Source organism: Amycolatopsis sp. NPDC031561, from assembly GCF_055580625.1.
This window is the reverse complement of record NZ_JBVILA010000031.1, coordinates 60,932-82,043: the sequence shown is the minus strand read 5'-3', so window position 1 is coordinate 82,043 and position 21,112 is coordinate 60,932. Positions and strand designations below refer to the sequence as shown.

The following is a 21,112-nucleotide window of genomic DNA, read 5'->3' as shown; positions in this document are numbered from 1 at the left end:
GGTGAAACAGGACTTTTGTGCGTGCTGAATCGAGGGAAACTCCGGGGGCCGCCGACCCTGCCGATCAGCCTCGTTCTCCGGGTACCACCTAAATTGGATCCCCTCGTGCCAAGGCTTTCCGCAGCTGACGCCCGCTGTCGGGGGTACCACCGGTTACCCAGCAGCCCTTGCCAGAGAGAAGAGAGGGCATCGGTCTGAGGGGCTGTACGGCTCCGGTTACTGCTTCCTGCGCAGCACTCCGGTGCTGAGCCACTGCACCAGAAGGACAGCCGCGTGCACCGCGGCCGCGGCCTCGGCCTGGTCCTGATCTCGGGAGTTCTTGCTCCCGCCGTGTCGGGACACCTGCCCGGACCACAGCCGCGCCATCAGCTCCATCACCGGCTCCGGCCCGCCCGGGACCGCGCCCGCGCCGATCAGCACCGTCTCCCACTTCGCGGTGGCCTGCCGAAGATGCGCGATCACCTTCCCGAGTGTGGCCATGTCCTCCTTGGGCAGCACGAGCGGGCAGGCGACCTGCTCGACCGCACGGATCGCTTCCCGGTACGCCGTCGTGGGATCCGGATCCGGTCGGTACGTGTGATACCAGGCCTGCTGCAACAGCTTCGCCGCCGTCGGCTCCGCCGCCTGCACGGCCTTCTTGAAGCTGCCCTCCACCGTCGGGTCGACCCGATACATCAGCGAGTGCTTGTCATCGGCGACCTTGTATGCCGATCGCCCGTACCGCAGGATCCGCTCCAGCTTGATGAAGTCCGCGGCCTCGACAACGTTGCGGTGTTCCACGGCCAGTTGCAGGATCGCGTCGACCACCGTCAACAGCAGGTCCTGCTCCGTCATGGCGGCCAGGATGTTGGTGGGCAACATGTTGCTACTGGCTGATGCGCCCAACGAGATGATGACCGCTTCAGCGAGAGCTTGCCCATTTCCGCCGCGAAAGCGGCCATCAAGCGCGTCGATAATCCAGTTCCGCAACGGTGTATCGAGAGAGTCGGGGACACCAGCGAGGAGGACGTCGTCGAGCGGCTTTCCGGCGAGCCGGTCGTCGAGCCGCTGAAACGGCCGTGGAGCGTTCATCGGCGCACGGTACCCGTCACCGCCGACAGAATTCGGCGTACTCAGCGGCCTGCGAACATCTGGTTGACGAGGATCGCGGCGGTGATCCCGATCGTGCAGATCAGTGTGAGTGCGATCAGCAGTCCCCACGGGATCCGGCGGCGGCGCGCCGTTCGAGCGGCCGGGACGGGTGCAGGCCTCGCTGCTGGGAGTGCGGGTGGTCGCGGTGGCACCGCGGGAGAAGACGGTTTCGGGGCTGCTGGCGTCGGCGGGGTGATCGGGTCGAACACTAAGTCCGGCGGTGGCTTTTTTGGAAGGCCGGGGGAGCGAGACCAGGAGTTCGTCGTCGCCGCTGCGGTCTTGGCCGGAGTGCTCGGCCGGGATCGGGTCGTGACCGGTGGCGGGCTGGAGGTGCGAGGCGACGGCACCGCAGGAGGCGTCGGTGCGGGTGGCTTGTCGAGGAACCCTTCGGCCAGCAGAACGTGCCGCTCCGGCGCGAGGTGGTTCAGCGACAGGGCACCGCAGGAGGCCAGGACCGCGTCGGCGGTCCAGGTGCTGGGGCGGTTGTTGTGCCGGTGCATCATCCGTCGCAGGTCTGTCCGGGTGGCCAGGGTGACGTGGATACCGCGCCCGGCGCGGTCGACGTTCCCAATCTTCAGCTTCCGGTCTTGCGGGACGAGCGCGACCAGGCCGGTGACGAACGTGCCGTCGGCGCCGCCGATCCCGGCAAGTGCCGCCTTCGTCGCGTAGACGCCAGCCTTGACCTGGTCGCCCGGGGTGAGGCCGGTGAGGGTGTGCACGGCGGCCGGTTCGCCATCGACGGTCCACGGGCCGTTCGGCGGGACGGTGAGTGTGCCCGGCTGCGGGCGGGTGAAGCCCTTCACCTCGAGGACGATCACCCCGGCCGGGGTGAAGACCAGCACGTCGATCTGCCGGACCGCGGTCTTCTCCGGCACGTTGATATTCACCAGCGCCAGGCCGGGCAGGTGGTATTCGCCCTTCCAGGACGACAGCAACCCGACGACGCGTTCCTCCGCGCCGGACAGGCCGTGTGGCGTGGTGTCGGCGGTGCCGCGCTGAACCCGCACGAGCACGTCGATCCCTCCCTGCGGTCACTCCGTGGTGCGACCTCGATCCCTCGCGTGATCGACGGTACGAGGCGGGCCAGGGGGGATCTGCGCCCGAACGGGTGGCCCCGCGCCGGGCGGCGACCGTCCATCCGCCCGGTGCGTACTGCCCGGCGGGTAGCCAGAGACCCCGTTGGGCGTGGAACATCGTCCGCTCATCGCGTCAGGCGATCAAGATCCACATTGATCCGGGTGTGATGTCACCCAGGCAGCCCAACGCATATTGCCGCTGAGTCCTCATCAGAGTTGATTGACGTGCGCAAACCTGGGTTTTAGACCATCAGGAGTGATCGGTCGGGCGTTCTCCACATGCCGCTTTTCGCCGTATCCGTACCGGCCGCCGACGAGCGGCCCGAACCAAGGAGGAAATGGCGGGGGCGGCTCTAGATTCTGGCGTGACGCCTGTGGGAGGGCCGGTGTGAAACGTCCCCGGGGTAGGAGCCCCGGGGACGTCGTCGTCCCGTCTCCCGGCGTCATCGTGATCGGCCTGCCCGGCCGGACGTCTGCCGTGGAAAGCGCGCCGGCCGGGCAGGCCCCCGGCATCGGAAGAACGGGAACGTCAGTGACGATACGTCCGCGAAAACGGCGGGTTCCAGTGCGCAACGACGACCAGCACCCGCTGCGCGTCCGGCGGCACAAAAGCCCCGACGAAGATCAACAAGTGGTGGAGGAATCGGGTTCTGGGCGGGATGAGCGGCGCGGCGAGCGGCACGGTGTGCTCACCTTCGCTAGTCAGATTCTGATCAGTACCGCCCAAACCGTGCGCGCGCTCATCGTGATCGGCGCGATCGTCGCGCTGGCCACCGGCGCGGTCATCGCCTCCGGGGTCAGCCGCGTCGACGTCGGCCCGGTCCACATCACCATCCGCGAGACCCCCTGAGCGCTGGGCCGTAGCGGGTAACGGGAACACGGCCCTCGTCGACTTCGGGGAGCACGCTCTGGCTGACGGCCCGGCAGTACGCCCCCCGGCTACTGGGCCGCCGCCCGAGCGAGGAACCCGGCGGGCAAGATCATGCCGTCCGGCACCTCGCCGGGCGGGTGGGTGTGCCAAGGGGCCAGCTCGGATGACGAGCTGGCCCCTTGCTTTCTGCGGGCGGAGCACGCCGAGATCGTGCGAGAAAGACGTCAGAACAAGGCGAGCTGGGCGTCGGGGTGGCGGCGTTGTTCGATACCGCCGCAGCGGACGCAGGTCACCTCGTCGTCGGTGGGGTGCAGGCCGCGTGGGTCCCAGCCGTTCAGACCGGCTCCGCAGGCGGGGAGCCAGTCGCCGGTGAGCAGGTGAATCGTGCCGGACGGGGCGCGGCCCCGGGCACCGGCGTGCGCGGCCGCCCACTCTTCCGGCGTTGCGGGTTCGGCACGTTCGGCGGGACGGGAGTGGGTCAGCCGCCGCCGGAACGGTCCCAGCGGCTCCCGGGTGAAAGGAAGTGCGAACAGAGCCGGCGGTTCCTCGGACACGGCCATGATCTCCACGGTCGCAGCCCCGCCTGGCCGGGACCAGCGGCCGTCAGGGCGAATCAGCAGGTGACCCGGCCAGTGCTCCGCCGTCCACAGCGTCCTCGTCCGGCTTGGCAGGCTCGTTCTCGTGCTCATCGACGAGCGTCGTCCCGCGGCCGGGTCGGGCTAGTAGCCGGGCGGCGGGGTCTCGATCTCGGTGCGGCACTGCGGGCACAGTATTCCCCCGGGCCCCGCGTCACGATCGCCGCACTTCGAGCACTTCTTGGCACCGGATTCCGTCTCCACACCCCGACCTTAGGCCATTAGAGTCGGCCATGTGTTCGACACGGTCCCGCCCGACGATGTGCCGATGCGACCGTCACGGTCGACGTCGGCGGGCGAGCGCTGCCCGTGGGGCTGCGACCTGTCCCTGGCCGGGGCCCAGGCGAGCTACTCCCACTGGTACGGCACGGGATCGTTCATCTGCACCGCGTGCCGGGAAACCGGCGGCCCGGAGGCGGGGGAGTGGATCACTATCAACCCGGACCTGGCACACCAGAAGCGCCCGGACCAGGTCGACGGGCTGAAGATCGCACTCGTGATCGTGGCGCCGGACGTCCCGGCCGGGGCCGGGCAGATCCAGCTGATCCACCAGGGCGAGATCTACGGCTACATCGAGCTCGCGCTGTGCGGCAGTGGGTGCCGCCGGGCGGTCGTTCAGTACCTCGAGGTCGTCGAATCCCGGCGTCGCCGCGGTGTCGGCCGGGTCCTGGTCGAGGCCGCCCGCGCCCGCTGCGACGGCTACGCCATCACCACCGCGCCGCTCCCGGCCGACCCGGTGAGCACGAGGTTCTGGGCGCAGGTCGGGCTCCTGGGGCCACCTCACGCGAGGCCATGCCGTCATCAAGTGGCGGCCGGGATCACCGGGGAGGGCTGGGAGACCGACGCCCACCTCGCGAACCTCGGCCGTCCCGTCGACCGCGACCCGATCAGCCCGCGCGCGATCCGGCGGCTCTTCGGCGGCCCGCCGGCGTCCTGATCCTGTTTCCCGTCACGTGCGGGATCGGCTGGTCTTCACCCGCGGGGCGGGCGGGGCGCCGGGGTGTAGAAAGTGGGGGTGAACGACACCGAAGCCGCGCTGGTCACCGAGGCGATCACGCTCGGCGTGGGCATCGCGGACTGGTTCCACGACACCGCCGACGGGCCGCACGTGAACGACTGCCTGCGCTGGAACGACGCGCTCGAGGCGGCGCTCGCCGCCGCCCCGGTGCATCGGGCACTGGAGATGTCCGGGGTGGGCTCGGCGACGGTGGCCGTCCAGGGCTGCGCCGTGGCGCGCTACGCCGCCGCCCTCGACTACCGCACCCTCTCGCTCACCGACGCCGACTACGCCACCTGGCTCGACAACGCCGGCGGCGACTGGGAGCGGCTCGCCGCCCAGATCACCCGCGTGTTCGACGCCCACAGCGACCGGATCGCCCCGCACGCCACCCGGGCCTGGGCCGAGCTGAACCGGGTCCCGGAAGCCGATCCGAGCGGGGAGACCTGGGACGACTCCCTCGTGTCCCTGACCCTGCGACCGCTGCTGAACCGGCCCTCGTAGAGGGCACTGGTCTTAAGCCAGAAATCCTGAACCCAGAGCGTTTAGGCCTTCCATAGAGGAACAAACCTTCAGCAAAGCACGCAGCCGCAAGCGACCTCACCGGAAGAACGGGCCCTGTCAGCGTCTAAGCGGCCAAGCACGCGGCAGGAAACCCCGGTCGGAAGCCGCCGTGAACGTGCCGACTGAGGTCTATCCGCAGGCGTGGTCGCGCGTGCGTGCTGTGAGGCTCACTCGGTGGTTATAGAGCACGATCGCGTGCCAGGCGCGGTGATCATGTTCTGACGTCGGCGGCGGTGGTCGCTACGACGAAGAAGCTGATCTCACGTCTAGTGCCGCTGCGCTATTCCTCGTCGGAGACGTACAGGGATTGCGCGGGTGGCAGCTGCACCTTGTGAAAGCGCTGTTCGTCGAGGTGGATGGTTCGGTAGCCGGTGCGGAGCACCCCCTGGCTCCGGAGCTTCACGAGCTGGTCGTGGACCGATGCCATCGACGCGCCGATAGCTGCGGCGATGTCACTCACGCTGAGGCCGAGGTCGAGTGTGATGGTCTTGCTTCCGACGCGTTGGCCGTGGATACGTGCTTGCCGCGCCAGGAAACCGAGAAGCCTGTCCTGAACCTTGTGGGAGGCGAAGGCCAGGGTGGCGTCGCGTTGACGGAGCCGATGCAGAAGGGCTTCGGTCACTAGAGCCATCGCGCGCGGATGCTGCGCGAGGTAGGCGGTGAAGGAAGCACGCTGAATCTCGAACGCCGTCCCGGGCTTGGTCGCCACGTGGGAGACGTGGCTCGGTCTGTCGGTCAGGCAGTCCTCCACGCCGAGAAGGTCTCCCGCCCCGAGGATGTCGAGGATCATGGGCGGGCTGTCGGGGAGCGCGGTGCGGACGACCTTGACGATGCCCGATTGCACGAGCAGCACCGGGGAGTTCGTGCTGCCCTGCATGCTGAGGACGGTCCCTGCGGCGAACTCGATCGTCTTGCTCACCGCGCGCAACGCCTGGAAGTCCTGCAGCGACGAGCGGGACAGCACGCCCCGCGGCCTGCCTCCGCGCAGGGCCACGCGGGGGCTCATGGGCTGTCCACCGCGCTGTCCAGCGCGTTCAGGATCAGCGGGAGCGTGGAGAGCAGGCCCGCGATCGCGCCCAGGAACAGTACCGGGTGTTTCGTGGTCTCACGCAGCAGTAAACGGGCGAGGTAGGCGGTCAGCACCAGGTAGATAATCGCCACGGTGGAATAAATGAGCGCCAGCAGTGCCTTATCTGGGATGGTCATGCCACGCTGCCTCTCGCAGGTGTTCGTGTCTCTCGCCGAGTCCGATTTATATCGATTCGCGTGGTCAGCGCGGATCGGGTTGAAAGAACTGTATGCCCGCCGACAGCCAAGGGGTAGACGTTACGCACGGGTAAACGGCGCCTTCCCCGCCTGCGTAAAGTTAGGCAAGCCTTAGTAAAGAGTGGTTCAGATTCCGATCAGTGCTGCACGCGACTCCCGGATGGGGATACGGAGAGTCGGTGGGGCAGGAGTGAGTTGTGGGATTCCTACTACTTACCGCGTATCTTGTTTGGCCAGTTCATCGGCGAACGATCCAAAACTGGAGAGTATTGCTTCCCTCTGCGCCGTTAGCATCGCTGTCCGCGCAGGGTTCGTTCTCTCGCCGAGTCCGAGTTTCTGCAGGTAGATAGCGTGGGCCTGTCTCCGGGGTGGTTCCCGGAGGCAGGCCCACGATCTTGTCTCGACCATTCCGTGACGCGAACGGCCGCTCACAGGGCAGGCTTCGCAGGTGAACGATCGTTAATCCCGGGAGTCAATACGACAACCTACGGAATCGTAGGTTTGCCTTGAGTTATGATCTGGCGCACAGAATCGATTCAGAGCGCAGCGGCCCACTCGGCAACCGTGTGAAGCCCGCCCCGGTAACCGTTTTCAGGTAACGCTGAGCAAACCTCGGCTGTCCGTTCAGGCTGCTGACCTGGTCCAGCACCACGCGGTGCGCAAAGCGGCGATCAATGCCTCGTCATCGGCGAGGGTCGGCTCCTCCTCGCCGACTGGCAGCCAGGTCTCGTCGGCGACGCACCCATCACGGTGGCAGACGACCGCGATACCGGGATAGACCGCCACCTCGCCGTCTCTGCCGTCGAGTCGCACCGTCCGGGGCTCCCAGCGCAGCTGGACCTCGCCCTCAGCCTTCATCCGGCCACACCTCTTTCATTCTTGCCCCATTTACGTCGTTCTAGTAACCCCGCATGTAACAGGCTGTGCGCGGATGAAGGCAGCGAAAGTCGTGGTCATAGCGCCGGACGGATGCGGAATCCGGCGCGATTAGGCCATTCGGTTAACCGTTGCTCCGTCGGATGACCGTGATCAGCGGGACAGCATGCGGAACCCGTGGGCGCGCATCCACGCGACGACCTGGTCGTAGCCGTCGGTGTCCGGGCTTCGCGGCCAGATCCGCAGCCACTCCGCTTCGCCGTCGTCGGTGAGGACGACCTGATCCACGGTGTCACCCTCGTCCGGGACGTTCTCACGCGCGGTGTAGTGCTCCAGCATCCACAGCGGCTCGCCGAACTCGGTGACCACCGCTTTCCAGATGTGTTCGGCGGCGTTGGTGATCGAGGTGCCCAGGCCGTGGTCGGTGACGAGGGCGATGTGCCCGCCGGCGGGCACGGCCCAGGTCCGCAGGTGTGCGTATCCGCCGGAGAGCAGCGTCGAGGGGTAGGACCAGACTGGCTCGTTAACCACCAGGGCACCGACTGTGGGCAGCGGCGGAAACACGGCGGGGGCGATCTCAGACATCCGTGCTCTCCTTCGGCGGGGTGATGGCGGTTGTCAGTAGTGGAACGAGGTCAGCAGTGCGTCGCCGGTGGCGGAGAGGTCGCCGTAGATCGCGGTGTGCCATTCGGTCTGCAGGCGGCGCAGCGCGTCGGCTCCGTCGGTGTCGAGGGTGATGTCGCGGCCGCCAGTGGTGTCGATGACGCCGAGCAGGAGCGCGGTGTCGGCGGCGGGGGCGGTCCCGGCCGGATCCGGCAGGCGAACCTGCTTCGCGCGCACGTCAAGCAGCCGGTCGGGCCGGTGCTCGGTGGCCGGGGTGTCGCTGGTGGCGATGTCGAACAGCCGCAACATCAGGAACCAGGCGCTGATGGAGGCCTCGATCTCCTGGTTCTCCTCGGCCTCGGCCATCGACTCGGCGAACTGGGCGATCTCGGACTGTTCGGCGGTGCGGGACCGGAACGGGGAGGCTTTCGCGTCGGCGATCAGGTCCCGTGCCGCGGCGAGCAGTTCCAGCTGGTCACGGGTGGCGGTGGCGACGAAGACGCCCATCCGGCCGAGGCCGCCGTCGGTGACGCCGGTGTCGGTGAGGTTCGCCGTCGACAGCGAGATCACCTGGCAGTCCGGGTCGTCGAGGATGTCGTAGTCGTCGATCTGCCGGATCCAGGGATGCAACAGGATCGCGTCCAACGCCTTCTCCAGGGCGGGATCGACCAGCCGCGCGGGCAGCCGCCACGGCTCCTCGTCGGGAAAATAGGGGTCCGGGTCGTTGGCCCGGCGCATCGCACCGCCGAAGTCCAGCGCGCGGCCGGGCTGGTTGACCAGGCCGGGGTGGTTCGGGATCAAGATCCGCACTGTCTCCCCGTCACGGAGCTCAGGCATTGTTCTGGTCCTTTCCGGATCGTGTGGTGCGGGCGCGGGCTTCGGCGGCGCGGGTGCGCGCCTTCGCGGCGAGGTCGCGGTAGGTGTCGTGGCCGGCGGCGACCATCGCGTCGGCGAGGACGGCCTCTCGCTCGTAGATCGGGGCCAGCAGCGCCGGTGTCGGCGCCAGGTTGTCGGCACGGAGCTGGTCGCGCAGCCGGGACTGGTGGGTGAGCTCGGCGAAGGTGTCCATCTTCCGCATCCGGTCCGCCACCAGTCCCGGACCTGGGCCGTCCGGCTCGTCACGGCGGCGGGTGATCCAGGCGTCGAGGTGGTTGATCCAGTAGTCGGGGTCGAGCAGCTCGTCCGGGATCCCGACGATGCCCTTCCTGCCGGGGAACGAGGCCAGCCGTTGCTGGGATTCCCACTCGGTTTCGAGGTGGCCCCAGCGTTTCTCGGCTTCCTCGGCGGTGATCTGCTCGCCGGTGTCGGCGGTGATCGTCTCGGCGATGACGTCCCAGCCAGTGCCATGCACCCGCTCGGACAGGATCGCCGCTTCTAGCACGTCCCGCGCCCGCCCCATGAAGATCAGGGCGTCGGACAGGCCGAGACCGTGGAAACGGTCCCGGCCGGGTGGGCCGGTCGGGATGATCCCGGCGGCGGCGTCGGCGGCCGCGATCGTGGCGCGGGCCAGGCGCAGCGCGGTCAGGGACTGCTCCGTGTACGGGGCGCCCTCGACCGGGCCGGGCCATGACGTCGAGTCGGTGCCGTTCATCAGATTCTCCCGGCGGTGCCGGCGGAGGGTGTGGTGTCGAGCTGGGCGCGGAGCTCGGCGACGGAGCGGCGGGCGGCGGCCAGGCCGTCGCGGGTCGGTGCGCTGACCCGGGTCTGCCCGGCGGCGATCCGCTCCCACGCGCCCAGGACCGCCTCAGCGACCTCGAGACGGTCCTCGACCGGAGGCACCGCCACCACATCGTGGGCGCCGTCTTTCCACTGCTGGTGGGCGCGGTCGCTGTGCCAGCGCAACTCGGCGTGAGGATCCATCCGCGTCAGACCACCCGACACCGGCGCCACCTCGGGCTCGTCGACGGTGTCGCGCGGGTCGCGGTGCCGGCGGACCCAGTCGTCCAGGTCCCGCGCCGTGGCCTCGGGTTCGCGGGCGGCCGGGTGCAGCCGCCACCGCAACTCACCGAACTTGCCGGTGTAGCCGGGGTATTCGGGGGACAGCAGCTCCTCGCGGAAGCCGTCAACGGCCTCGTCGAACCGCTCCTGCGCGGACTGGCGCGTGACGTCCAGCGCGGTCCCGATCTCCTCCCAGGTGAGCTTGCCCAGCCGCGCGTACACCACGGCGGCCTCCAAGACCCGCCGCGCCATCCCCGGCAGCCGGTTCACCTCGTCGACGGTCGACCCGGCCCACGGCGCGGACCCGTCCTCGCGCAGCTCGTGCTCACCGATCGACACGAAACCCCGCAGGTAGTCGGCCATCTCGGCGGCCTCGGCCGCGAGCACCAGCCGCGCCCGCGTCGCCTCCGTCATCGGCGGCAGCCGCTCCCCATCCTCAGCACGCTCATCCATATTTGTCAGGCTAGCCCTGCATTCGTCGAAATAGCAGGATCGCCCTGACAAACACCCGTTTGGAGGCGCCTCGGATCGTTGGTGCGTGACCGTCGGGCCTCGCGGTTCGCCATGTCCCTCACGCCTCGTGGCTGCGGGACGCGGTGACCTAGTCGAAGACGGTGAGCGGATCACCGGCGTGATCGAGGATGGTCAGCCCGGCCGCGGCGAGCTCGGCCAACGACGTGCTTCTGCGGTTGCTATGGCCGCTCGCGTTCGTGGTCAGCGTGCTGATCGCCGGGCTCACAATGATCGCGATTTTCGTACCCGGAGCAGCTCAAGCACTGGGCACGTCCTTCGCAGTCGCGAGTGCCCTCGGCTTCGTCATCGCCTTGACGGTGCAGCGGGCGCGGATGCTGAGACGCTACCGACGATGAGCGTCGCGAACGTCCCGGAGACAAGCATCTCCGGGACGTTCGTCATCGTGACGTTGCCGGCGGCGTCGAGAGCAGGTGCATCAGCCGAGCACCGAGGGCGCGGGCAGGCGCGCGGCGAAGTCCTCCCAGGCATGTGTGGCGGTCTTCGCGGTGGAGTACACCGCGCTGGCCTGCGCGGCGAACGCCCGGCGGCCGGCGCTGCATCTGCCGGACAGTCCCACTAGTGGGACTGTCCGGCAGGCACCATCTCGGCCGTGTTCGGAGGGCCAGGCGCGCTGGTGTTGCTGTCCGGTCAGCTGAGGCCGGTGTGCCAGCTCAGGGTGGCGGTGCAGGGGAAGTCGCTGTTGTGGGTGGCGTTGTAGTTGTCGTAGTCGGTCCGGCTGGCGGTGAAGGCGAGGCGCTGGCCGGTGCCGGTGAAGGTCGCGTTGACGTCGTTGGTGGGCACACCGGCTTCGAGGGTTCCGGAGGCGATGGTGATGCCGTCGACCTGGACGGTCCATGCCAGGCTCGCGGTGGAGCAGCCCGGGGCGCGGGTGAGGGTTCCGCGCAGGTACCGCTTGGCGGAGCCCGCGTCGGTGCCGATGTCGCCGCTGCCGTCGACGGTGAAGGTGGTGTTGGCGGGGCGGATGCCGATGTTGCTCCATTGCCAGCTGCCGTCAGGGAGCCGCACGACGGGGCTGCCGCCGGCCGGTGTCAGCCCGGGATCCGTGCCCGCGCCTTGCATCCAGAAGACCGCCGCCGTCGCGATGAGTCCTACCGCGGCCATAGCCGCAGGCAGACGCCATATCGCCCCACTGAGCCAGACGCCGAAGGCACTGGGCGCGCGAGGGCGGTTGCGGATGAGGATGTCGGCGGCCTTCGTGACGGCATCCGTGGTGTCGACGCTGGCGGGAACCTCGGGTGGCTGCGGCGCGTGCTCGAGCCAGTTGGGGCGGGGGAAGCCCCTGTCGTCGATGTCGATGACGCCCTGGTCGCTGATGATGGGGACGGGACTGACCGTGAGGGCTGGTTCCGTGGCCGGGTCGTCCTGGGTCTTTCGTTCCGGCACGTCGTTGGTCGTGGTGGTGCGGGTGGCCTGTTTGCGCAGGCGTTCCTCGGCCTTGCGCTGAGCGCGTTCCTGCATGAGCCGGACACCGGGTTCGAGGTAATAGGCGACCGTGCGCTCCACGGTCGGGGAGCGGTGTTCGTAGGCCAGCACGAACACCGTCAGCAGCTCTTTGAGCTGCGCGGGCTTGCGCGGCAGCTCGTCTCCTTTCAGGAGTTTGTAGACCCAGGTCCGGGAAGGGCTGGTCTTCGGGAACGCCTTCGCCCACTTCACGTGGGTCTCGTTGCTGGTGTAGCCGGTGTGGACCTGCAGCTTGTGCAGCACGCGCATGTAGTCGGCGTCGGTGGCGGCCGCGGCGAACTCGTCGCCCTCGGGGAACCCGGCCGTGGTGACTTCGTCCATGGCCGGCCTCACCCGGTGATGCGGCGGCTGGCGCCGCCGAGTGCCACGGCGTAGCCGACGCTGGCCGCGCCGGGATTGCCGAGAAGCGTCATGGCGACGGCGAAGGCCATCAGCAGCCCGAGCACGCAGAGCAGCTGCACCGGCGAGGCCGGAGGACGGGTCGGGGGAGACAGGTCGGCGGGAGAACGCCGCGACGGGGACATGGTTCGTGACCTCTTTCGGATGGCCTAAGCGAATCGGGAATACAGCACCGCCCCGAGCCCCCGGCGCCGGCGTGGTTGCAGCCACGGGATTCCGGCAAGGGGGATGCGAAGCGGTCGAGTCCAACACTATGGCCGCCCGCCCGGCGGGCGCGCCCCTGACACTGTCCCTTTCTGTGCACACCCAGGACACGGCACATCCACCACGACCGCGGCCGCGGTGTCCGCAAATGTGCACCTGACCGCCCCGGCCGTGTACACGATCCTCGCCACGGAGCGCGGAAACTGCGGGCCGGGGATCCAGCGTGAATCCCGGGTTCCTGCACGTACATCCACACGCGATGCCAGTGGGGCATGTCCGCGTGATGTACACCCCATGTGCAGAAACTTGCTGTGATCAGCGGTTTTGACGATAGTGGGCACGGTTCCACCACGACGGACGGAGACAGTGTCGCGTCGGGCGGAGCTACCGGGACAGCGTCTGGCCTAGGCGAATCACCGGGCCTGCGGTACGCGCCGCACGTCGTTGCAGCGACAGGTACGTACCGCAGCACTAACTCCGCACCCAGCCGCCGAAGAGCCGGTGCGTACCCGAACGACCGCACATCGATGTCGTAGACGCCGCACGATCGCGATCCGGATCCACGACATCGAGCTCCTCTAGCGCTGGCTCTGCAACATCGGCGCTGGTTTCCGCGACGATGAAGGTCATGACCGACGACGATGCGCGGCCCACGACTGCGAACGCCTCCTTGCCGCCTGGCCCGGTGCCGTCTTCGGTGAAGCGGCTGCCCGAGCTGCGCCGGGCCACGATGTGGTTGACCGTGATCACGATCGCGGTCCTGACCGCGGGCGCGGTGACCGTGTTGTGGTGGCCAGCCACCGCCGGGCTCATCGGCGCTGACCTGGTCAACGCCCGGCTGGACGCGTTGAAGATCGGCCTGAGCATCGGTGTCGGCAGCGGCGGCGTGGTCGCGCTTTACCTCGCTTGGCGCCGTCAGCACTCCACCGAAGCCGACCTCGACAACCGCGAACGCGCACTCGCCCTTCAGCAAGACGCCGCCGACGATGCCCGCGCCGACGGCATCGAACGCCGGATCACCGAGCTGTACCTCAAGGCCGCCGAGCTGCTCGGATCCGAGAAAGCACCGGTCCGTCTCAGCGGCCTCTACGCCCTCGAACGCCTCGCCCAAGACAACGAAACCCAGCGTCAGAACATCGCCAACGTCCTCTGCACCTACCTCCGCATGCCCTACGACCCCTTGGCCGAACAGAACCGCAAAGACGACGCCAATACCGAACACATCGAGCTCCACCCTGAGCGCGCACAGGAACGCGAAGTCCGACTCACCGCTCAGCGACTTCTCAACGACCATCTCGCTCCCGATCGCGGCGACGCCTACTGGGGCGAACTCGACCTCGATCTCACCGGTGCCCAACTCATCAACTTCACCTTGACCCACGTTCGAATCGGAACAGGCACCTTCCGCAAAGCCACCTTCATAGGCGATGCCGAATTCCGGAAGGCGACCTTCACCGGCGCTGCCGAGTTCGCTGGAGTGACCTTCACCGGCGACGCCGGATTCAGCAAGGCGGCCTTCACCAGCGGCGCCGAATTCGGTCAGGCGACCTTCACCAAGATCGCCGAGTTCCAGAAAACGACTTTCAAGGGCGTTGTCGACTTCGCGGGGGCGACCTTCGCCAGCGTCGCTCTGTTCAAGTCGACGGCTTTCATCAGCTTCGCCTGGTTCAACAGGGCGACCTTCACCGGCGATGCCAACTTCGCCGGAGCTGTCTTCAGCGGCGGGGCCGACTTCGACCGAGCAACGCTGGATGGCAGGGTTTTAACCAACTCGCTGCCTCCGCAGAAATAGCGATGACTCAGGCGAGTCAGGCTGATCCACCTGTTCGGAAACCGATCCAGGACTCGTTCTGTGTTCCGTCTTGGTGTGTAAAAGTTGGTGCGTGGGGAAGCGGGAGATGGACGATGAGCAGCACGAGCGGATACACGACCTCAGGCGGCTGACGTGGCGGGGAGTGCTGATCGGTGGCGCGGTGCTTGTCTTCGCGATTGTCGCGGGAGTGTTGCTGTCCGATGACTGGACGGCGTTCCTGGTCGCGGGCTCGGTGAGCCTCGTGCTGACCATCGTCGTGTTTGTCTCGCAGTGGCGCTACATCCGGCGCGGACCGTTCCCTCGGCTGCCCGCCGGCATGCGGGACGGCACGACCTCCTCAGCCACTGAGAGGACAGCCAGCGCTGATCGCTCAGCAGCCTAAGGCGCTGAGTTCACGACGCCGTGCGACGCGGCCGGTCGTCGTCGGATCGGCCGCGAAGGCTTCAGTGCTGGCGGTAGGGCGAGTGCAGGCCGCAGTGGCTTCGGCAGTTGATCATGTCTTCGGCTTGTTGGAGGGTGAGCAGGCCGGTGCTGGCTTGTTTGTGGCGTTGCGTCCTCGCGCGTTCGACGTGCTCGCAGGGGGAGGGGCGGCCGGCCAGGGCGTGGTCGGCTCGCTCGCGGACGTAGTCCAGGTAGGCGAGCGCGGCGGTGCTGCCTGCTCGGAGCGCGGCGAGGAGCCAGGTGTTGGCGTCGTCTGCTTGCTGTTTTTCCTGGTAGTACAGGGCGAGGTGGAACATGGGGTCGGCGTCGCCGTGCTGGGCGCGGAACTTCCAGACCCGGGCGGCCCCGGTGAGGACTTCCCCGGTGGCGTCGCGGTGTTTCTGCTGGCGCAGCTGCGCGGCTTGGCGTGCGGCGTAGGGGTATTCACCGGCGGCGCGTTCCCACCATTGCCCGGCTCGTTCGTCTTGTTCCTCGGTCAGCAAGGTCGCCAGCCTGAGGATGGAGTCGAGGTGGCCGAGGTCAGCGGCGCGCTGCCACCAGGTTTCGGCATCGCGGGGGCGGCCGTCGTCTTCGGCGCGGGCCCCGAGGTTGTAGAGGGCGGTGAGGTGGTTGTGCTCGGCGGCGCGCCGCCACCAGTGTTCCGCGTCCTGCTCGGCGCGGCGGTGGTGCAGCAGGTAGGCGAGCTGGGCCTGGGCGAGGACATAGTCGTCGCGGGCGGCGGCGCGATACCAGTGTTCGGCCTCGTCGAGCTCGCCGTCGTTCTCGAGCTGTACGGCGAGGTTGTACCGCGCGAACACACTCCCGCGTTCGGCTGCCTGGCGCCACCAGAAGCGGGCTTCCCCGACCGCGCCTCGCTGACGGTGCAGGTAACCCTGGGCGGCCATGGCCTTGACGTTTCCGGCGGTGGCGGCGCGGTGGCACCAATGTTCGGCGTCGGCGGAGCGGTCGTTGTCCTCGTAGAACTGGGACAGGTCGAACATCGCGTCGGGGTCTCCGGTCTCGGCCGCGCCGAGCAGGCGCGTTTCCTCGTCACCCTCGTCCGTGGCGGGTTCGGGCGGCCGGGTGAGGTAGTCGTCCCACAAGCTCGGGGCGTCCTGGACCTCGGCGTCGCCGGCGGGGCGGCGACGCCGAGGCGGGATGTGGAATCGCAGGCCCACGAGCGGGCCCTACAGTCCAATCACGGGGGGAGCGGCCTTCACATCGGCTCCGAACAGCTCGTCGGGGTCTCCTGCGAGGAGGTATGAGGGTGCGGGTCGGGCACCCTTTTGCTGCTCGACCAGCTGCCAGCGCCAGCGCAGCGACAGCAGCCAGCCCGAGACCGAGACCGAGATGACCCCGAGCATCGTCATGATCAGCTCGGTGGGCACGCGCAGCAGCCACAGGGCCGCGATGGACCCGGTGAGCAGCACCACGACCATCGTGAACACCATCAACGCCCGCATAGTGACCACCATGGGCACCTTCGCGGCCGCGGGAAACGGCGTCACGAACTGCGGCTGCGCCACTGGGACCTGAGCCGGGCCCGCCTCCGGAGACGGAGGCATCGCGCCCGCACCGACCGGGGGCCGGGACGGCACGGTCGCGGGTTGCCGCGCTCGTTCAGGCTGAGCCGGCGGCGCGGGCGGCCTCGGCGAGGCCGGGGCCGGAGCGGGCAGCGGAGCCAGGCGTGGCGGCGACACCTCGAAGACGCTGTCCCGCGGCGGGCCGTTGAGAATCCGGTTCGCGCCGCGGCCCCACCGGTTGGCTTCCTCGACGGTGACGTTGCAGGCCTCGAGGAACAGGGTCAGGTCCTCGGGGCTGGGCAGCCGGTCGGCGTGCACGATCTGGTGCGCGCGGGACTTGGACAGCTTCTTTCCGGTCAGGTCCTGCATCGTCTTGAAGGAGATCTCGACCCACTTGCGCAGCTCGTCCAGCAGCCCGCAGAACTCCTTCGCCGTCTCGGCCTCCTCCGCCCGCAGCGACGCCGGCGACGGCTCCCTCTGCGCGCGGGTGGGCTTGTTCGGCACCAGCGACAGCCGGGTCTTCGACAGCTCGGACGGCGGGACCGGCCGCGACGCCGTCATCGCGCACCGCCCTGGTCCCCGGACACCGGCAGCCGCCGCGCGAGCGCGCTGGGCGTCACGGTCCCGGTCCATGCGGCGACCGCCGTCACCGCGGCGGCCGTGGCCACCGCCATCTGCGGGTCGAACCCGCGCTGCAGCATCACCACCACGAACACCAGCAGCACCGACAACCGGGCCACCGCGCGGATCTGCTCGCCCGCGGTCTGCGAGCAAGCGACTCCTCGGGTCCCTCTCGGCGTGATCATCGCGTACATCGCACGCTCCCTCTCCCCGCGCACAGGCGCGGGGATCTCCACGTTGGGTCCGGACACACCGACCACGTCGCTTCGCGGGCCGGACCCTCGCACCAGGCGTTGGCGTCGCCAGGAGAGAGGTAACGAGTCCGGGACCGACAGTGACGCGGCCGACCTGTTCATCATGGCCCGATGCCCTGTGACGTGCACCGACGTGCGGCGCGCACCGACGTCCGGGACGGTCCAGGACGCCCACATCCCGAATAGCTTATGTGATCTGAGTCACATTAGTGGTTTCGGGCAGGTTCTCTGACCTGCGCAGACAGGGTGGGAGGCGTTCCGCGGAAAGGGAGTGGGCGTCCTGGACGGGGGCAGGGGCGTCCTGGACGTCTGACCCGCGTAGCCGCTGGACGGCCGGGAGGCTTAGCGTGGAGGTCGGACACCCACTCTGTGGAGATGTCCCATCCACGTCGCCTTTCCGGTTGGGTCCGGACACGCGTACGGATGACCAGGCGGGTACCTGTTTGGCGCGGGTGCCCGCCTAATTCGTTACCTCGCTGCTCTTCTGGGCTGACTGCACGGCAGCCACCCCCGGCGGGACGGGTCAGGTTTCTAGAAGAACAGTCTTTCGCGCTTCTTCGACAACGGCGATCGTTTCAGGGTCGCTCTGGCCAGCGCGGCGCGGCTTCGTTTGATGGAGTCGGGCTCGGTCGCGGCGGTGCGCAGCATCCGGCGGTAGAGGACGCGCTGCCTTCGGATCACGACGGCGAGCACGACGAAGACCGCGGTCGCGAGCATCAAGGCCGGGACCAGAGTCCACTCCACGGGTTTCCAAGTCGCGGTATCGAACAGGACTGTCTCCGGCTTACTCGAGAACCAGCCGGCGAGCAGGACCAGTGGCGCCAGCGGTGAGAGGAACAGCAGGCCGCGTTTGGATCGGTACAGGAACACGCGTGGTTTGCACCAGGTCACGAGTTTGTCGCGCCAGGTATGCCTCTCCAGTTTGACGTTGCGCAGCTCGGACTGGCGTAGCACGCCGATCGAGGTGGGAGTTTGGTCGACGTCGAACCGTATCCGTGCTCGTCTGGCCTGCTTTTCGATTGCTACGGCCGTGTCGTCACCAGAGCCGTCGACAAGGGCGGGCGCTAGAGGGGGAACAGGCGTGGCAGGTGGGGCGAGCTGCCGGTGGCTGGCCCGCTTGCGGTCCAGCTGCGCCCATTCCCGCAGTAGCGCCTCGATGTGCTGCGGGGTCACGCGGCAGGCCTTGAGGAACGCGCGGATCTGCTCCGGTTTGCGTGGTAGCGCATCCCGGCGGGCGTCGATGAGGTTGTACACCTGAGAGCGCGCGATGCCGGCCTTGAGCGCGACCTTCGCAGGGCCGAGACCAGCACGTTTCATGATCCTTTTAAGGGTGTTCGCCAAGTCGGCCCGGCTGAGGATCTCCAGGTCGGCGTCGGCCAGCAGCGTCACATTCCGGACACCCCGACTGCCGCCCTGCCCGGAACTCCTGGCTGGGCCGTGCGGCGCCCTCCGGCTCTCGAGGCTCAGAGGACGGGAAATCGCGGAGGCTCTCCGGAAGACTCTGCCCAGTTCCTCTGCGTACATCGCCTGGTCTGGGGTTAGGCCGCAGTACTCAGTGATCAGGAAGAGCTGCTCATCGCTGATCCAGATAACGTTGCCCTTGAACACATCGAATGCCTCGCGTGCGGTCAGCCCGCACTCTTTTGCCATGAAGGCGGGATCGATCCCCCGGGCGATCCGGGCCTCGTCGAGCACACGAGCGAGCTCCGCAGCTGCGCGGTCGGCAACCGAGCGCGCACCCACGGACTGGATGTCGGGCTCGACAGGATCATGGCCGTACCTAGTGATGCTCATGGCAGATTCACCGCCCTGAGGGCGGCGGCGACACGCGTCAACCCACGAGGGATGAGCGTGATGCCTTTGGTGATCGCGACGCCGCCAGCGGCCACGCCGAGCGCGGCATACGGGGTGTAGCCACGGTTGATCAACCAGCCCACGAAGCCGAACACCAGGGCTGCGAGCGCGACTTCGGCAACGACGGCGGTCATGGCGTAGGCCCGCGGGGCGGAGGCGCCGACGGCTGGGGTCGGCTTGGACGATGGGGGTGCCACGAGGACTCCAACAGGACAAGCCGTCCCGACGGGTGCGTCCGGACGGCGATCGCTAACAGGTGGTCTAGCTGAAGACGTCGGTCTTCCCGCCTTGCGGGGAATTGGCGTTCCCAGGCACGACGGCATCGGCTCCCGCACCCGGGCCCGATGGCCGTTCATACTTCCACGCCACTCGGATCACACGGGTATTACAGCCATGGGATTACTGGCCAACTCGACGGATTTTCCTGCCCAACTTTCTGTCCAAGTAACTGTTGGGCTGTCCAACTTCCGTACCGTGATCGGGGGTCAGAGGCCGAGCCAAATACCCAGTTGGGCGCACTGTGCATGGGTCGCTACCTGCATTGATGCCAGGTAGGTGTCGTTATGGACACGTCCAACTTCTCTGGCATCGACCTGCTCGCCACCGTTATCGTCAGCATGTGCCGAACGCGGAGGCCGCTTCGGCACGAGCAAGTGCCCTGGACTCTCGCTAATGGTCTAGCTGAAGCAGGGAACCCGGAGCTCCTATTGGCGTAGGACTCCGACAGCCGAACCCCGGAGGGAACCCCCTCCGGGGTTCAGTGCTTGAAAACGGCCTTGCAACACCGCGGCAGGTTTCCGCGACGATCCAGGTCATGACCGACGACGCACAGCCCGCGACCGGCAGAACCCGGGTACCCACGACGACGAAACGGCTGCAGGAGCTGACGCCAGCCGCGATGTGGACGACCGCCCTCATGATCACGGTGCTGACCGCGGGCGCGGTGATCGTGCTGTGGTGGCCGGCCACCGCCGGACTCACCGGCGCCGAGCTGGTGAACGCGCGGCTGAACGCGCTGAAGATCGGGCTCAGCATTGGCGTCGGCAGCGGCGGCGTGGTCGCGCTCTACCTCGCGTGGCGTCGTCAGCACTCCACCGAAGCCGACCTCGACAACCGCGAACGCGCCCTCGCCCACCAGCAGGACGTCGCCGCCACCACCCAGGCACACCAGGAACGCGTCGCCGACGATGCCCGCATCGACGCGGTCGAGCGCCGTATCAACGAGCTCTACCTCAAGGCCGTGGAACAACTCGGCTCCGACAAGGCGCCAGTCCGTCTCGGCGGCCTCTACGCCCTGGAGCGCCTCGCTCAGGACAACGAGACCCTGCGCCAGACCATTGTCAACGTCTTCTGCGCCTACCTCCGCATGCCCTACGACCTGCCGATCGAGAAGGATAGCGAGGACGACGCCAGCGCCGAGCAGTGCGAGATCTACCGTAAGAGGGCGCAGGAACGCGAAGTCCGGCTCACCGCCCAACGCCTGCTCAACGACCACCTCAAGCCCAACCGCGGCACCGCCTACTGGGGCGAGCTTGACCTCGACCTCACTGGCGCCCAGCTCATCAACTTCATCTTCATCGACGTCCGGATCAGATCCGGTACTTTTCACAAAGCCATCTTCACCGACGCTGCCTGGTTCGACCGGTCGACCTTCACCAGCTACGCCAGATTCAGTGAGGCGACCTTCACCAGTTACGCCAGATTCGGTCAGGCGACCTTCACCGGCGAAGCCATCTTCCAAGGAACGACCTTCGCCGACGACACTGCGTTCCACCGGTCGACCTTCAACGACACCGCCTGGTTCGAGCGGGCGATCTTCACCGACGACGCGTGGTTCGACGGGGTCACCTTCGCCTGCGATGCCAGATTCAGTGAGGCGACCTTCGCCGGCCATGCCTGGTTCAAAGGGACGACCTTCGCCTGCGACGCCTTATTTGACGGGGCAACGAGGGATGGCAAGCCCCTTGACCCCATCGTCGTCTCCAGCAACAGCGACGACTCAGATCGACCTGCCTGATCTGACTGTTCGGAAACGATCGTTGACCGAACACGATCTCGTCTGAAGCTGCGCC

26 protein-coding genes are annotated in these 21,112 nt (G+C 67.9%); 6 read left to right on the top strand and 20 right to left on the bottom strand.

What is annotated here, in order from left to right; genetic code table 11:
• Positions 1-216: 216 nt before the first annotated feature.
• Positions 217-1,071, bottom strand: a complete 855-nt coding sequence (locus ACZ5IK_RS39695) for a hypothetical protein (RefSeq protein ID WP_465492400.1) — start codon at positions 1,069-1,071, stop codon at positions 217-219.
• A gap of 41 nt (positions 1,072-1,112) precedes the next feature.
• Positions 1,113-2,144 carry a nuclease-related domain-containing protein gene (locus tag ACZ5IK_RS39690; protein WP_465492399.1) on the bottom strand — a complete coding sequence of 344 codons (1,032 nt, stop codon included), beginning with the start codon at positions 2,142-2,144 and terminating at the stop codon, positions 1,113-1,115.
• 628 nt (positions 2,145-2,772) lie between these two features.
• On the opposite strand from ACZ5IK_RS39690, the gene ACZ5IK_RS39685 reads away from it, so the two are divergent.
• A complete protein-coding gene (locus ACZ5IK_RS39685) occupies positions 2,773-3,057 on the top strand; it encodes a hypothetical protein (protein WP_465492398.1) in 285 nt (94 codons plus the stop codon).
• Between the two features lie 245 nt (positions 3,058-3,302).
• Here the strand turns inward: ACZ5IK_RS39685 and ACZ5IK_RS39680 are convergent, their stop codons facing one another.
• Complete coding sequence (locus tag ACZ5IK_RS39680; RefSeq protein ID WP_465492397.1) at positions 3,303-3,767, bottom strand: hypothetical protein; 465 nt, start codon at positions 3,765-3,767, stop codon at positions 3,303-3,305.
• Positions 3,768-3,981: 214 nt separating this feature from the next.
• Here ACZ5IK_RS39680 and ACZ5IK_RS39675 point away from each other — a divergent pair, with 214 nt between their 5' ends.
• Positions 3,982-4,650 carry a GNAT family N-acetyltransferase gene (locus ACZ5IK_RS39675; RefSeq protein ID WP_465492396.1) on the top strand — a complete coding sequence of 223 codons (669 nt, stop codon included), beginning with the start codon at positions 3,982-3,984 and terminating at the stop codon, positions 4,648-4,650.
• Positions 4,651-4,728: 78 nt separating this feature from the next.
• On the top strand, positions 4,729-5,214 hold the full coding sequence (locus ACZ5IK_RS39670; RefSeq protein WP_465492395.1) for a hypothetical protein: 486 nt from the start codon (positions 4,729-4,731) through the stop codon (positions 5,212-5,214).
• Positions 5,215-5,554: 340 nt separating this feature from the next.
• On the opposite strand, the gene ACZ5IK_RS39665 is transcribed toward ACZ5IK_RS39670, so the two are convergent.
• From ACZ5IK_RS39665 to ACZ5IK_RS39610, 12 genes are all read right to left on the bottom strand, one after another.
• Positions 5,555-6,280 carry a Crp/Fnr family transcriptional regulator gene (locus ACZ5IK_RS39665; protein WP_465492394.1) on the bottom strand — a complete coding sequence of 242 codons (726 nt, stop codon included), beginning with the start codon at positions 6,278-6,280 and terminating at the stop codon, positions 5,555-5,557.
• Positions 6,277-6,480 (bottom strand): hypothetical protein, encoded by a 204-nt coding sequence (locus ACZ5IK_RS39660; protein ID WP_465492393.1) that lies wholly within the window; start codon positions 6,478-6,480, stop codon positions 6,277-6,279. Before ACZ5IK_RS39660 ends, ACZ5IK_RS39665 begins: the two co-directional genes overlap by 4 nt.
• A gap of 684 nt (positions 6,481-7,164) precedes the next feature.
• Positions 7,165-7,398 carry a hypothetical protein gene (locus tag ACZ5IK_RS39655; protein ID WP_465492392.1) on the bottom strand — a complete coding sequence of 78 codons (234 nt, stop codon included), beginning with the start codon at positions 7,396-7,398 and terminating at the stop codon, positions 7,165-7,167.
• Positions 7,399-7,569: 171 nt separating this feature from the next.
• Positions 7,570-8,001, bottom strand: coding sequence for a hypothetical protein (locus ACZ5IK_RS39650; protein ID WP_465492391.1), 432 nt, complete (start codon positions 7,999-8,001; stop codon positions 7,570-7,572).
• A 33-nt stretch (positions 8,002-8,034) separates the two neighbouring features.
• A complete protein-coding gene (locus ACZ5IK_RS39645) occupies positions 8,035-8,856 on the bottom strand; it encodes a hypothetical protein (RefSeq protein WP_465492390.1) in 822 nt (273 codons plus the stop codon).
• Entirely contained in the window at positions 8,849-9,610 is a 762-nt protein-coding gene (locus ACZ5IK_RS39640) for a hypothetical protein (RefSeq protein ID WP_465492389.1), read from the bottom strand. The genes ACZ5IK_RS39645 and ACZ5IK_RS39640 overlap by 8 nt, the downstream gene beginning before the upstream one ends.
• Positions 9,610-10,410 (bottom strand): hypothetical protein, encoded by an 801-nt coding sequence (locus ACZ5IK_RS39635; RefSeq protein WP_465492388.1) that lies wholly within the window; start codon positions 10,408-10,410, stop codon positions 9,610-9,612. Before ACZ5IK_RS39635 ends, ACZ5IK_RS39640 begins: the two co-directional genes overlap by 1 nt.
• A 148-nt stretch (positions 10,411-10,558) precedes the next feature.
• Positions 10,559-10,696, bottom strand: a complete 138-nt coding sequence (locus ACZ5IK_RS39630; RefSeq protein ID WP_465492387.1) for a hypothetical protein — start codon at positions 10,694-10,696, stop codon at positions 10,559-10,561.
• A 210-nt stretch (positions 10,697-10,906) separates the two neighbouring features.
• Entirely contained in the window at positions 10,907-11,047 is a 141-nt protein-coding gene (locus tag ACZ5IK_RS39625) for a hypothetical protein (protein WP_465492386.1), read from the bottom strand.
• A gap of 71 nt (positions 11,048-11,118) precedes the next feature.
• The gene (locus ACZ5IK_RS39620) at positions 11,119-12,273 is read right to left on the bottom strand and encodes a hypothetical protein (RefSeq protein WP_465492385.1); all 1,155 of its coding nucleotides are present in this window, start codon (positions 12,271-12,273) and stop codon (positions 11,119-11,121) included.
• An 8-nt stretch (positions 12,274-12,281) separates the two neighbouring features.
• Complete coding sequence (locus ACZ5IK_RS39615; RefSeq protein WP_465492384.1) at positions 12,282-12,476, bottom strand: hypothetical protein; 195 nt, start codon at positions 12,474-12,476, stop codon at positions 12,282-12,284.
• A gap of 550 nt (positions 12,477-13,026) precedes the next feature.
• Positions 13,027-13,305 carry a hypothetical protein gene (locus tag ACZ5IK_RS39610; protein WP_465492383.1) on the bottom strand — a complete coding sequence of 93 codons (279 nt, stop codon included), beginning with the start codon at positions 13,303-13,305 and terminating at the stop codon, positions 13,027-13,029.
• Positions 13,306-13,330: 25 nt separating this feature from the next.
• On the opposite strand from ACZ5IK_RS39610, the gene ACZ5IK_RS39605 reads away from it, so the two are divergent.
• Together ACZ5IK_RS39605 and ACZ5IK_RS39600 are read left to right on the top strand one after the other, a co-directional pair.
• Complete coding sequence (locus tag ACZ5IK_RS39605) at positions 13,331-14,347, top strand: pentapeptide repeat-containing protein (RefSeq protein ID WP_465492382.1); 1,017 nt, start codon at positions 13,331-13,333, stop codon at positions 14,345-14,347.
• Positions 14,348-14,453: 106 nt separating this feature from the next.
• On the top strand, positions 14,454-14,750 hold the full coding sequence (locus tag ACZ5IK_RS39600) for a hypothetical protein (RefSeq protein ID WP_465492381.1): 297 nt from the start codon (positions 14,454-14,456) through the stop codon (positions 14,748-14,750).
• A 61-nt stretch (positions 14,751-14,811) separates the two neighbouring features.
• On the opposite strand, the gene ACZ5IK_RS39595 is transcribed toward ACZ5IK_RS39600, so the two are convergent.
• From ACZ5IK_RS39595 to ACZ5IK_RS39575, 5 genes are all read right to left on the bottom strand, one after another.
• On the bottom strand, positions 14,812-15,966 hold the full coding sequence (locus tag ACZ5IK_RS39595) for a tetratricopeptide repeat protein (RefSeq protein ID WP_465492380.1): 1,155 nt from the start codon (positions 15,964-15,966) through the stop codon (positions 14,812-14,814).
• Between the two features lie 9 nt (positions 15,967-15,975).
• Positions 15,976-16,872 (bottom strand): hypothetical protein, encoded by an 897-nt coding sequence (locus ACZ5IK_RS39590; RefSeq protein ID WP_465492379.1) that lies wholly within the window; start codon positions 16,870-16,872, stop codon positions 15,976-15,978.
• The gene (locus ACZ5IK_RS39585) at positions 16,869-17,126 is read right to left on the bottom strand and encodes a hypothetical protein (protein WP_465492378.1); all 258 of its coding nucleotides are present in this window, start codon (positions 17,124-17,126) and stop codon (positions 16,869-16,871) included. Before ACZ5IK_RS39585 ends, ACZ5IK_RS39590 begins: the two co-directional genes overlap by 4 nt.
• 591 nt (positions 17,127-17,717) lie before the next feature.
• A complete protein-coding gene (locus ACZ5IK_RS39580) occupies positions 17,718-18,980 on the bottom strand; it encodes a helix-turn-helix domain-containing protein (protein WP_465492377.1) in 1,263 nt (420 codons plus the stop codon).
• The gene (locus ACZ5IK_RS39575; RefSeq protein ID WP_465492376.1) at positions 18,977-19,174 is read right to left on the bottom strand and encodes a hypothetical protein; all 198 of its coding nucleotides are present in this window, start codon (positions 19,172-19,174) and stop codon (positions 18,977-18,979) included. The genes ACZ5IK_RS39580 and ACZ5IK_RS39575 overlap by 4 nt, the downstream gene beginning before the upstream one ends.
• A gap of 680 nt (positions 19,175-19,854) precedes the next feature.
• Between ACZ5IK_RS39575 and ACZ5IK_RS39570 the strand changes: the two genes are divergently transcribed.
• Positions 19,855-21,057: a pentapeptide repeat-containing protein gene (locus ACZ5IK_RS39570; protein WP_465492375.1), complete on the top strand. Its 1,203-nt coding sequence runs from the start codon at positions 19,855-19,857 to the stop codon at positions 21,055-21,057.
• Positions 21,058-21,112 lie beyond the last annotated feature (55 nt).